This window comes from Lysinibacillus sp. AR18-8, from assembly GCF_001705465.1.
In the GTDB taxonomy this organism is placed as follows: domain Bacteria; phylum Bacillota; class Bacilli; order Bacillales_A; family Planococcaceae; genus Lysinibacillus; species Lysinibacillus capsici.
Window position 1 is genome coordinate 1 of the sequence record NZ_MDGU01000024.1, and the last position, 11,961, is coordinate 11,961.

The 11,961-nt window shown below is 34.3% G+C and carries 12 protein-coding genes; 3 read left to right on the forward strand and 9 right to left on the reverse strand.

Annotated elements, in window-relative coordinates:
- Window positions 1-694 precede the first annotated feature (694 nt).
- Window positions 695-979, forward strand: a complete 285-nt coding sequence (locus tag BFM98_RS17640; protein ID WP_066038046.1) for a hypothetical protein — start codon at window positions 695-697, stop codon at window positions 977-979.
- A 657-nt stretch (window positions 980-1,636) separates the two neighbouring features.
- On the opposite strand, the gene BFM98_RS17645 is transcribed toward BFM98_RS17640, so the two are convergent.
- From BFM98_RS17645 to BFM98_RS17665, 5 genes are all read right to left on the reverse strand, one after another.
- Window positions 1,637-2,662, reverse strand: a complete 1,026-nt coding sequence (locus tag BFM98_RS17645) for a hypothetical protein (protein WP_066038039.1) — start codon at window positions 2,660-2,662, stop codon at window positions 1,637-1,639.
- Between the two features lie 537 nt (window positions 2,663-3,199).
- Complete coding sequence (locus tag BFM98_RS17650) at window positions 3,200-3,817, reverse strand: hypothetical protein (protein ID WP_066038040.1); 618 nt, start codon at window positions 3,815-3,817, stop codon at window positions 3,200-3,202.
- A gap of 75 nt (window positions 3,818-3,892) precedes the next feature.
- Entirely contained in the window at window positions 3,893-4,453 is a 561-nt protein-coding gene (locus tag BFM98_RS17655) for a recombinase family protein (RefSeq protein ID WP_066038041.1), read from the reverse strand.
- Window positions 4,454-4,675: 222 nt separating this feature from the next.
- The gene (locus BFM98_RS17660; protein ID WP_066038042.1) at window positions 4,676-5,635 is read right to left on the reverse strand and encodes an Abi family protein; all 960 of its coding nucleotides are present in this window, start codon (window positions 5,633-5,635) and stop codon (window positions 4,676-4,678) included.
- Window positions 5,636-6,511: 876 nt separating this feature from the next.
- A complete protein-coding gene (locus BFM98_RS17665; protein WP_066038043.1) occupies window positions 6,512-7,552 on the reverse strand; it encodes a site-specific integrase in 1,041 nt (346 codons plus the stop codon).
- A 176-nt stretch (window positions 7,553-7,728) separates the two neighbouring features.
- Here BFM98_RS17665 and BFM98_RS24045 point away from each other — a divergent pair, with 176 nt between their 5' ends.
- Complete coding sequence (locus BFM98_RS24045) at window positions 7,729-7,875, forward strand: hypothetical protein (RefSeq protein ID WP_175400771.1); 147 nt, start codon at window positions 7,729-7,731, stop codon at window positions 7,873-7,875.
- 834 nt (window positions 7,876-8,709) lie between these two features.
- On the opposite strand, the gene BFM98_RS23510 is transcribed toward BFM98_RS24045, so the two are convergent.
- Window positions 8,710-9,348 (reverse strand): hypothetical protein, encoded by a 639-nt coding sequence (locus tag BFM98_RS23510; RefSeq protein ID WP_083225404.1) that lies wholly within the window; start codon window positions 9,346-9,348, stop codon window positions 8,710-8,712.
- Window positions 9,349-9,423: 75 nt separating this feature from the next.
- Window positions 9,424-9,615, reverse strand: a complete 192-nt coding sequence (locus tag BFM98_RS17675) for a hypothetical protein (RefSeq protein ID WP_083225405.1) — start codon at window positions 9,613-9,615, stop codon at window positions 9,424-9,426.
- Window positions 9,616-10,443: 828 nt separating this feature from the next.
- Between BFM98_RS17675 and BFM98_RS17680 the strand changes: the two genes are divergently transcribed.
- A complete protein-coding gene (locus tag BFM98_RS17680; protein ID WP_066038044.1) occupies window positions 10,444-10,983 on the forward strand; it encodes a hypothetical protein in 540 nt (179 codons plus the stop codon).
- Between the two features lie 36 nt (window positions 10,984-11,019).
- Here the strand turns inward: BFM98_RS17680 and BFM98_RS17685 are convergent, their stop codons facing one another.
- Window positions 11,020-11,217, reverse strand: a complete 198-nt coding sequence (locus BFM98_RS17685; protein WP_066038045.1) for a hypothetical protein — start codon at window positions 11,215-11,217, stop codon at window positions 11,020-11,022.
- 515 nt (window positions 11,218-11,732) lie between these two features.
- Window positions 11,733-11,930 carry a helix-turn-helix transcriptional regulator gene (locus BFM98_RS17690; protein ID WP_066038049.1) on the reverse strand — a complete coding sequence of 66 codons (198 nt, stop codon included), beginning with the start codon at window positions 11,928-11,930 and terminating at the stop codon, window positions 11,733-11,735.
- Between the last annotated feature and the right edge of the window lie 31 nt (window positions 11,931-11,961).

Consider the following 11,961-nt stretch of genomic DNA (forward strand, 5'->3'; position numbering starts at 1 on the left):
GATTTCCCTTATGCTCTTTCCTTTAAAATTTTTGCTCTCATTACTGCCTAATTCTAGATAGTTATATCAATAAATCTTGTATAATTTGTATTTTTTTAAGTAAACTTTCCCTTATTTTACTTTCAGCACCTTTGTTGGATAGCTTTCAATTCAATGATATTGATATTCTAATTAAGGTATCTTTTTGTCCTTCTGCACAAAGGGGAAAAAGGTACTATTTATATTTGGTTAGTACATAATCATGTTAAAGAAGTACAAAAGGATGCCTACTGGGCATCCTTTTGTACTTTATTTGTATCTTTTTTCTTTACAATTCGAGCAAAGCGACAACAAATATAGCTGCTTATTTTTCAAAAAATAAGCAGCTATATTTGTAAAGGTCGTAGGAATCTCCTACCAAGTCAAAAACAGAGTTTTTGGGGAGTGTGCGCACACTCCCGTTGCTTGCCCTACTTTAACCTTGAATTTTTTACAAAACTTATAAAAATAATAAAATGCTACCTCTGACTGAACAAATGATTGATATATGATCGTTTTTAAATGGCCATGAGACAGGATTAGCTTGTTTTGTTGGAGTCCAGTCAGATTTATGTGGATTTACAACGTGAAGGAAAGAGAAAGAATTGTGACCAAACTGCGCTTTGGGAACCATATAATTACAATTTATGTCTATATTGAAAAGGGAGGGGCAATTATGTGGTTAGTATTAGGGATAATCGCTATAGTAGCAACTTTTATAAATTTTTATATGTATGGAACAGGTAAAGATTATAAATTGGCAATGGCAATGGGGTTATCATTTACAGCACTAACACTCGTTGCAGGATACAGGATGGTGTCCGATTGGGTAGAGTTGGAAGATTGGTCTGCTTTATTAGATGTAATGCCTACAATGGAAACAGCGTTAGGGATTTTGACGATTATATCGATTTTATTAAATATAACTCCTATACTTTTAGAACTAAAAAATAAAAAATAATTACTTATTGTCGCATCATTTATAACGTATACATAAATAAAGCTAATAACGTTCCCAAATGTACGTTTGGACACACACCAAAAAGCCACGAATGTTGTTAAATCAACGTTTTATGGCTTTTTTGATGAACATTGTTTATACATCCTTTTATACAAACAGCGTAAACGTTGATGTAGCAGCATTTTTACTTACTTGATTTATTCTTCACTTTGCATAAAACTATGTATATTTCATAACTATTTTGAAAACGTCATGGGAGACGTAAAAACTTTATGAGGTACTGTTAACCACTAAGACTAAAAAATAATAGAAGCCCTAAACAGAAAAATAAGATCAGCGCTAAAAATAATATAGGCTTTCTCACAAAATACACCTCCCTATTTACTTTACTCCTTGCATGAAGAAAAGCCCCCTTTTTCGATAATCTCTTTTAGGTGGTTCGGTCTTTAAGCTTCCTCCGAGCTTTTTAAGCCTTTTAAAATTAGAGCATGAAGTAAAATAAAGCAAAAATAAAATAACCGTCTTAAAACAAACGTAAATGGCCTATAAATTGATTTTTTTCATACAACTAGAATAAAAACTGTTAACTTTGCCATGCCTCTAGGAGGAAAATCCATAGCAAACTAGAGGTATGGTTTTTCACCATTCCTCATTGGATTAAATATCGCGTAACTTGGCCAAGATTCGCTCACGTTCTTGTGCAAAATAGGCTTTCTTTTCTTCGGTTACTTCTTCTTCCACTTGCTCATGACGCGTCGCAAACCATGCAGGGATTACTTCTACTTTTCTACTTTTCTCTTTTTCAGGTGCTGCAGATGAATTCGAAACCGTTAAATCGTTGATTTTGTTGCGAATAATGGCACTTAGTAAGGCTAAACGGTTAGTTTTCACGTATTGATCGCTCGCTGAAATGGCTGCATCTAAGGATTGATACATAATTGTTTCTAAATGGCCATGAGATAGCCCTAGCTTGTCCTCTGCTTTGATTTTTTTCAATGACCCATAGATAACACCTACAAATGGTTTAAAGCCCTCTAAAGAGCCTGTACGAGCTTGATAAAGGTCTTTTAAACGATTATAAAGATTATTTTTCTGATCAGACGCCTGCTTAGTAGACGTCTTTATATCTTTTATTATTTTAATTTGGTTATTATAGTTAATAGTCGAATTTGAGCCATTCAGCGTTGATATAACAGCGTTTTGAGCCAAATCCTGATGTTTATTTTGATGTTTATTTGGTTGTTTAAATTCATCTTTTACGATTGCAATTTCATACGCATTTAGATGAAAAACTTCGCTTAAAATGCTTTCAAAATTAACGTGCTGCACATCCACAATGACACGACAACCACTATTCGTCTTTCCGGATTTGTTTCTGGACAGGATAAATAGCTTGGATTGCTCCATATACTTGAAAGCTGTTGAGATTGTATTGAATCCAACCTCTAATTTTTTACTTAAATGCTCTCGGCTTACTTTGATAATGCCGTTGTATGTAAGATCATAAATCAATTTTTCTAACACTCTATGTACTTTCTCCCCAGGATAAATACCTTGTGCTGCCAAAGTTTCTTCTAGTTGCTGCAGGCGATCTTCTTTGAGTTGCCGGTCTCCTTTTTGATTGCCGTATGTAATAAATGTTTGGACTGCTTGGTTTGGTGTAGTTTTTAGTTTATTTTTCATGGTAGTTGCTCCTTTTTTGAAGCAAAAAAGCGTTTCACATCGTGTTTCTTAACGATGCAAAACGCTTTAGATTAAGAAGTAATCTTCAATGACCATCAATAAACTGTTGAAATGTCTTCTAATTCATACTAGAATGACGTATATAGATACTATGTATCTTTTAAACAGGTTAAAAACAGTCATTTCACGATAAGCTGCATCGTATCTGTATCATACGATAAAGCGATTAATAAGGAGCGCCAACTCTCTATTAGTCACTGTGGAATGGCTTTTTTACGTTTGATTTAGTTGAATCTACCATAATCTAAAGATTAAAAGTTGTAAATAGCAAAAAACATCATATTTTTCACGTCACCAATGTCACTAACGTCACAGATATTTAAAATACGTCACAAGGCTATCTATAAAAATAGTTTTGAAATCCTTGGTAGCACTGGATTATTAACGTCACGAAAATTTGGGTTAACGTCACAAAATAAAAAATGAAATGACGTCACAAAAAAATTTTTGGAGCAAACTGTGACGTCATTTCATTTTTTATTTATTATCTAAAAAATCCATTAATGCTAAATGCAATACGTCCGATTTATTCACTCGCTCAGCTTTGCAATAATTATCTAAACGTTCTCCTATGCCTTTATCAATAACAATGGTCTTCCTTGTCTTGTCCCCTTGTGGCAGTATTTTTATGCGTGCATGTACCTCTTTCGGCTCTTGTACTATCCCTAAATGTTCTGTTGCCTTTTTTAATCGCCATTCTTGAAGCATTTCAACTAGATCTATTAATTCATCTTGCGTGAATTGAGGGTGAACTACTGGTGAAATTCTTATGATATTCGCATTATCTTCTTTCACCCTAGTATTACTTTCTATTACTTTATGTGAAGAATTATTCACCTTTGATGAATCACGTTTCACACCTGTTGAATTATAAACATAGTCAAAAATGCTTTTCTCCTTAGGTTCTGTACCTTCACCTATATAATGCCATCCCTTCGGGGCTTTGTTACTGTATGCATATCCAGCTTCTTTTAGGGCTTTTAACAAAGGTTTCTGACTGATTCCATCTATCTCTTTTGCTACATCCTCGGCTTTATTCCCCTCTCTTATTGCGTTTAAAATACTACCTATCGTTGCATTTTTATCTATCTTCATACTCATTTCACCTTCATTTCACATATACTCATATTGTATAATTCTATGTGAACTCTATTTCACCTTTTCGCACGACTATAACACACATTTACGCTTTCTGCTCTCACGTTTTAATGTACTCAAAGAAATGCCTGTTAGCTCTGCAACTTGCCTAAAAGAGTGGCTACTTAACATCTGCATAGCATGATCTAACTGTTTTTTAGTGTATTTATTAGGCCTGCCTTCTCGGAATCCCGATTGTTGCTTAGCAATTGCTTTCCCTTCCTGAGTTCGTTCAATAATAAGATTTCTCTCCATTTCAGCTACTGCAAGTAGCGTCTGTAAAAAGAAACGCCCCATTGTCGTATCTTCAAGCAATCCAACATTAAGGACATGTACTTTTACGCCTTTTGCAAATAACTGTTCAATGATCTCGATGCCTTCTTTAGTGTTACGAGCCAATCGATCCAATTTGGTTACAATAAGCTTGTCACCTTCATTTAATTGAGACAGCAGCTCATTTAATTGTGGTCGGTCTGTTTTTGTTCCTGTGAATTTCTCTTTATAAATAACAGTCGCTCCTTCACTCTCCAACGCTTGAAGCTGAACATCTAATTCCTGTGATACAGTTGATACCCTTGCATAACCATAAATCATAGAAAAACACCTCATTTCTGCACCACACTTATAGACCTAAGTTATGACACCTTTTTACACCTTGATATTACTGCATCAACACAAAGGTATCAAAACTATTAAGTTTTGACACCTTTCAAATAAAAAAGACCACCTCATAGAGGTGGTTACATCTTTCTAACTATTCAGCTAGTCTAAGTACACTTGTCACAAACTATCGACTTATCTCAAACAGGCTATACTTCAAATTAAATGGTTCCAATTTGCAACTAATCCCATCTCTAAAAGAATATCATTGAAATTAATAGAACTAAACTTAGGTGAGTAAATATCAATAAGCTTAGTGATATTTCTAATCATTTTTTGATGTTCTTTTTTAGGCAATACAAGTTTCAAAAAGGCTAATACCGTAAAAATATTCCCTTTATCTAATAAGTGAGTATGGATAGATAAAATACTCGCTATACCAGCAGAAGGAGCAGGTTTATGTAATTTGAAATTATAAAGGCGCTCTTCGTGAGCACATACATTTCTAAAAAAAGTTACAGTTTTCAAAGTGCTTTCTAGCATATCTGGTGTATAGTGAATCACGTTTCCATAATCTCGTTTATATGAAACAGAGAAGTCCTTAGCTATGGTATTCTGCAGTGAATTATCAAGACAACTGTAGAAATATTGCATATTTCCTATTGTCAAATAGTTTACTAGCACCCACAGAGGTACACCATCATGTTTGTCCAAATAATGTGCAATAGACCCCTTTTTCTTCCCATTTTTTGAAATAGTATTTGATATTGTAGAAATTAAACTTAGAACGTCTTTTAGTTTCGCTGAATCACGTGTATAGTTCTTTAAAATTAAATATGCATGAGGCTCTTTATATTTCTCAGAAAAACGATAGGCAATTTTTGATTTTATATTAGATTCAAACTTCAAAAGATATTCTAATATAGCATTTCTTAAGTCTCTATCAAAACTATACAATTCATATATTTCATCAAATGTTGCATTAGTTATGTATGTTTCAGGTGAAATATTTTTTCCTGTAGGACCTTTTAATAAAAAATGGTCCTTATATCCATTAATTACAGCATAGTAGCTTTCATTTTCCAGGATACGCAAAGCTTTTGAACCATTGTTTATTCTAAGACCTCTTCCTCGCAAAATCGTTAACTGTTGGCGATGAGTTTTAAATGGTTTCATTTTTGGATTCACCCCTAAAAAAAAAAATGGTCCATGCCTCGTAAGGAAATGGACCGGATCGGTAACATTATTATAGTGTATGTAAGATGAATTATCAAGATACAGGCTAATATCTGGTAATCAAATAGATAAGAGATAAACTAATTCGTTAAATTAATGTATAGAGAGCTCAACTATTAAAATACATAAATTACCCATTAAAAAATTTTTTAATGCGGTTCAAACCTTGATATATCAAGTAGTTGACATTTCTTTATAGAAAGCAAGAGTTGTTATAAACATCTATATGTTGTATGTTTTTTGAATAGTAGTATTTAGAGTTTCACTATATATTGCTATACCTCTTTGCAAAGGAGGTGAAAAAATAATTGAAACGATTTGAACGTAAATTGTCTAGAGACAAGAAGAGAATATTACGTGAGGAATTATGGTGGTTGAGGATTCACCATTTGGTCATCAGACCAGCTATTTCTTTTGTGATAGAATACCTCAAGTAATGCAAAAAGCAGCAGGCTGCCACCTGCTGCTTTTTTGTGATTTGAAACAATTTGAACGTAAATTGTATATACATTTCGTACATACAAACATGTATGTGTTCATTCTAAACAAAATACTGTTATTGTCAATCTGAATAATTCTGCTTTTTAGATGCATTGTTTGATGAGATTAGACTATTACTGCGTTATAGATGATATTAATTTTTTTATAAATGACATCAAAACGAAAGCAAATTGACATCAATTTACTTTCATTAAGTATCGCTTCATTCAATTAAAGCAAAAGAGCGTATACAAAGAAAATATTAAGATTATAAAAGCTATTTATGTTACGTTGATTCATCCCAAAAGCACGTACAGATCAACTTTAGAACTCCCCTTATTCCCTCAAATAAACCATTGCTAATCTCCAACGATTATTTCCATGCCCTAATTCGCTGTGAACTTGATTCATGACCGCACGAGTACTTTCATACAACTCGTTATCATGCTCTGATACCATGCCATAATTGGCTTTACGACCAACTGACCGGTTACCTAAAATCCTATCCATCATATTTTTTTGTTCTGCTGAAGCAAGCTGTGCAAAACGGTCACGTGCATACGAATGTCGAAATCCATGACAACCTCGTCCTGCCTGTTCAATCCTTGCTTTTTTACAAGCTGTATGAACCCCTTTGCGCACCGTATCATAAGAAACAGTCACAAGCCTATCTGTTGGTTCTTTCCCTGTTAAAAAGCTCTGTAACGACTCGACAAAATCTTTTGGTACGTCAACCTCACGAAATCGCCCTCCCTTGGTAATTCCTGCCCCCTTTTTATCAGGAATATTTAGCTGTAGCCCTCCGTTTTTCGCCACAAAATGCTCCACACGGATATTGACAGCTTCTTTTACTCTCAATCCAAGTTGGCTCATTAAATCAACGGCTTTCGATACTTCTGCAGAAACTTGTTTTTTTATAGCATCTATCTCCCAACGCTCATACGAGCGATTTTGCAAGCTTTCGTTTCGTTCTAGTACATAAAGACGGTTTTCTGTACAAAAACCTGCAAAATCGCTCTCACCCTCTTTAGAAGCCATTTTATGACCATGTTCTAAGAGTCGTAAGGACGTTTCCACGTTAATCATGTGCCCTTTGGAGATGCCTTTGTCCTCAAGATAAGCAAAATAGGCTTTATAGTGTTGCTCCGTTAGGTGGTCCAACTTACGAACCCCATGTTCAGCCCTCACCCATTTGACGAAGTTTTGGCAATCTGACATGCTGTTGGATTTTTGCTTTAACGAATGAATGCCTTTGATCCCCTCTTTGCGAGCGTCTTTTTTCGAGTGTCCAATCATATCAATCGCATCCAATGCAGTCTTCACATCATGCACGATGGATGCTCTCGCCTTGCTATTTCTTGACCTTTTTCTACTCAAAACTTTCACCTCCTCTCAAATTTGGCATCTCTCAATCCACCTTAGGGGGCGTGGCTCTGTTGAGCCACTTACCCTAAGGTGGGGTATCGCATCATATGTATTTGTATAAAAAACAAGGTAATCGGTATATCAGCTTAAAACATCCGCTCAAGCCTTAACAGGCGAGCTATCAAAACATGTCGTTGCTTTGCAACGAAGACAGCAAGCTGTCCTATATTACGCCTGCTGCGCAACGTAAATCAGCTAACGCTGATACAAAATCAAAACCCTTTGCTCGTACCGAGCCATTAACAAATCGTAAAAAATTAAATAAAGTAACTTAATCAAAATAATAAAAGTTACCTTTTCACACACTTGCAAAGTTTTTAAAACTCCTTTTGTACTTTTGTTTATAATCCTCCTCTTTTTGTTTTTATTTTTTAATTACGTAAAACGCAAAAAAACCGAATGTGCGAGAACGCTCAATCAGTTTGAATTGGACACTAAATATCCACCATATACATTTTTACACAACAAAATACCGATAGGCTTTTGCTCAATCAGGTAAAATTTAATAACTTGCTCCGTTTTTTTAAATATACTGCTATACACGATTACGCTTTTTGGTAATACCAATGTATTTATACAGTTGCATCATATCGTTAATTTTCGGCTATTGTGTACTTTCTGTCAAGGATTCAAGATGCATTTAATGCGTTTTAACGCTTCTATAGCCATGCCTTCTTGCGATATATCCAACTGGATAGTGATGGCAAGTACACACAGCACTCTGGCTTTAATCGAACAATCTCACGTTATACCAATAGGCAGTGAAGGTGAGCATGAACAGCGAGAGTATGTCGAAAAGTAAAGTTTATATGCTAGTATTATAGCATTTCTCGTTGGTTAAACCTAGCAAAAAATGCTACCGCACCAGCTACGCTGGCTTGCTGTACTCGATTCCAAAAAGAATCCCTATTCTTTTTGGAATCTGCGTTACACGCTAAGGTTTTTTTATTTTAGGTAACTTTATATATTCCGAAAAGGTTACCTAAAATAAAAAAACCATTATTTCTTTTACCGAAGAAACAATGGTTTTTGCCCTTGACATACCTTTGGGAAAAGGTAGTGAACTATTTACTGTTCATAATCATTATGCATCTGAATTTCGATAAAATCTAATAAAATAAATCAATTGCCTGTTTAATAACTTTTATATTATCGCTATCTAACGACTTCATCACATCGGATAATTTAATGTCATCAAGATTGCTGTTGAATAACTGCAAACCAAACCTTATCATCACTCGCTCACTATGCGAAAGCACTTCCATGTCCTTGAACAACACATCCATATCCACTTTCTTATCTTCACCGATGTTTTTGATAAGACAATCAGCTTTATAAATCGCTCCTACTACATATGCTAAACAGCCATAATACAAGTCACTCGAAATACTCAGTTGGTTGAATACATTTAATATCTTCAACGTTTGTTCTTTATGCAGATCGCTTTTAAAATACAATTCTTCTGCTGGGAGTTCCTCATTATCCAATGCTTTAACAATCGTTTGGCGTAAAAAAAGCGAACGATTGCCTTTTGCTTTCTCATCTAATGCTGTCCAATCATCTTCCGTCAGTGTGAGAGAGACCTTTTTGGTAATACCAATACTTGGACGACCTACAGACCTTTTCTTAGTAAATAACGCCCCTCTACAGTTTCTACAGTATGTCATTGGTACATCGTTCACATAAATTAAGGCTACATCAACAGAACTCCCACAACGTTCACATACAAATAATTCTTTTTCACTCATAAGAATGCCCCTTTATTTTAAGTTACCTTTATATTACCCTAAAAGGTTACCTAAAACGAAGTGATAGAGTAACTTTTATTTTATTGACCATGTTCCATCACAATCAGGACACTGCCAATACAAAATTCGATCGGCTTTTAACGTTGTCATGCCAATTTTCTTTGTAAAATGTGTGGCATTGTAGGATTTTTGCTGTTCTTCTGGTATCGCATCTCCCTGCAAATTGGTGTGACAATGCGGACAATACTCTAAACTATCATTCAACAAATCTTGCTCTCCTCCTTCGTGAAAGGTTCCCCTAAAACATAAGTATTTGTTTCTTCACTCATCTTTTTTCAAATATCAAACTATACAAATAACCCCCATCTACCTTGTGCAGAAGGTAAAAGGGGGTTACGTACCCTAGTATAACATTCATAGTGTTACACCCCGTTATAAGAATCGTTATGAACATCATACCACTTTTTAAAGGACAGTCTCCTGCTGAATTTTAGCCCTTAATTACACAACCCTATGAAATACGGCTTACATAACATTAGAAAAAGACAGTAATGATGAAGAGCAAACTATTGTATATGCAGCATTTTATATAACGTTGGTTTGACAGCGTTTGAAGGCTGTTTTACTACTTAAATTATGTATAAAACATTACACACTATGATACTTATTCAACTTTGTTTACAGTCTGTAAACAAAGTTGAACCATTTAAAAATTGCTGTTCCAACACAGACATAAATGGCTTTTGCTTTTTAAAATCACAGCGTTTTTATATTAGAATTACTTTATGTGCTAGATATTTTTTTACGCTCTATTTGTCCATTTTTACGTCGATTATTAGCTGAGCGAATTCCTTCACGATGTTTATATTCTTCCTTACCAATCAGGTCGTCATATATTCCTGTTCTTCTTCAGTGATCTCCAGTATCGTTATACTCCACTTATTTTACTGTGCTTCCAAAACCAATTGTATGAAGGAACTACGGAAATTTAAGTTTTGCTTTTGTCTAATTTTGTCTATTTTTTTCTAATTATGTAAAAAAAACCTTTCTTTGTTTTTTTTTGTGATAACATTCGTCAGGAAGGGAGTGGAAACGATGAAAAAAATTACAAAAATCGTCGTAATATTATCATTAATCTTTGGTCTTACTATTTCTTCATTTTGGGGTGAAAACAACTCAGTTAAAGCAGCTGCTCCTCAAGGAGGATATGTAGCAGCTACTACAGTTTATTCTGGTACTGGACAATCCCAAAACGTACCTCCTACTAAAACTGTTGACATGTTTATGAATGTTAATGATGCCAATTCTTATGCAGCCAAATTAAATGCTGGATGGAAACAATCAATTGCTTGGGCAGTTGCTGGATGGATGGCTGGAGTAGGTCCTTATTTAGGTATAGTCGCATCTATAGATACTATTTCAGCACAAAAGGCTGCAGCAGATATAACAAAATTAACTGACAAAAATAAAAAAGTTCAAATTACTTCAACTTCAACAGTTGCATTTCTCACTGTTAAAGAATGGGATGGAAAAGAAAGTTCAATTAAAACATCTGCTCCCCCAAGCAAAACAACATCATGGGGTGGTGTTACTGCTATTATAAAGACAACTGTTGATAAAAAAGAAACTAAATAATTAACATTGAAATTTCGATAAAAAAACTCCTTTTATCTAAAAAGGAGTTTTTTCCATTTTTTTCTTTTTTGCTTTTAAATCCATTACTTTTAATACACCATAATAAACAATCCAAAATATCGGAATCGTAAATACCGAATAATTTTTTTTACCTTCAGGTAACACAACCAGAATTATAAAAAATATTAAAATGTTAGGAATAAGTAACATCCAATATAATTTTCTCTTAGTCATTTTAAATCAACTTCTTTCCCAATGAATGATTAGATATATATTGAACCTTTCTTGTCCTATTCCATTAAATCCCCCTTTTTTATTACATAATTATTCAAGCTAGTATGCCAATACGCATGACACCAATAGCACCATTTGCTATCTCGTCTGAATCTCGACATCTCCAAGTTGTAATTCCTTACAAATCTCTTTCAAGTGTAATATAGTATAAACTGCTTTACCATTACATTTTTCAGTAACCCATTCTTTAGATAATCCTTTATTTACACAACCATAAGCTTATATTAAAAGAATCCTATTCTCGCAGCACATAAAAACAGTAACTATCTCAAATTAGGAAATAATGAGAGGACAAAAATTTTGAATGAAAGAGCATAAGGAAAATCTGCTATCACTTGGGGTGATAGACTAGGCAGAGCCTAGTGTTTCGGTGTCCCCATAAAAAAGTGCATTTCTACATGTTTTCTATACAAACGTTTATTCGTTCCTATACGTTTTCTACATAGAGTATCCAATTATTTTTGTTCTTTCAACCGTCTCCTAATAGTTGCTTCAGAAACACTTAGTATTCGAGCAATTTCACGATTACTTTTCCCAGCACCTTTTAAATACGACAGTTTAAATTCATCGATGGTTAATTTAGGACGGCCATTTGAGTTTCCCCCTCGCCATAGTTCCTCTTTTTTTTCATTTTTAAAAAATCTCTTTAGCAAATTATCCCCCTCCATAAATGCGTCTTAACTC

What these genes read in the sequence shown, in the direction of transcription:
- BFM98_RS17640 (WP_066038046.1), top strand. Translation starts at nt 695, where the DNA reads ATGTGGTTAGTATTAGGGATAATCGCTATAGTAGCAACTTTTATAAAT.
- BFM98_RS17655 (WP_066038041.1), bottom strand. Translation starts at nt 4,453, where the DNA reads ATGATTTATGGTTATGCAAGGGTATCAACTGTATCACAGGAATTAGAT.
- BFM98_RS17660 (WP_066038042.1), bottom strand. Translation starts at nt 5,635, where the DNA reads ATGAAACCATTTAAAACTCATCGCCAACAGTTAACGATTTTGCGAGGA.
- BFM98_RS17680 (WP_066038044.1), top strand. Translation starts at nt 10,444, where the DNA reads ATGAAAAAAATTACAAAAATCGTCGTAATATTATCATTAATCTTTGGT.
- BFM98_RS24045 (WP_175400771.1), top strand. Translation starts at nt 7,729, where the DNA reads ATGTCGTTGCTTTGCAACGAAGACAGCAAGCTGTCCTATATTACGCCT.
- BFM98_RS23510 (WP_083225404.1), bottom strand. Translation starts at nt 9,348, where the DNA reads ATGAGTGAAAAAGAATTATTTGTATGTGAACGTTGTGGGAGTTCTGTT.
- BFM98_RS17645 (WP_066038039.1), bottom strand. Translation starts at nt 2,662, where the DNA reads ATGAAAAATAAACTAAAAACTACACCAAACCAAGCAGTCCAAACATTT.
- BFM98_RS17685 (WP_066038045.1), bottom strand. Translation starts at nt 11,217, where the DNA reads ATGACTAAGAGAAAATTATATTGGATGTTACTTATTCCTAACATTTTA.
- BFM98_RS17650 (WP_066038040.1), bottom strand. Translation starts at nt 3,817, where the DNA reads ATGAAGATAGATAAAAATGCAACGATAGGTAGTATTTTAAACGCAATA.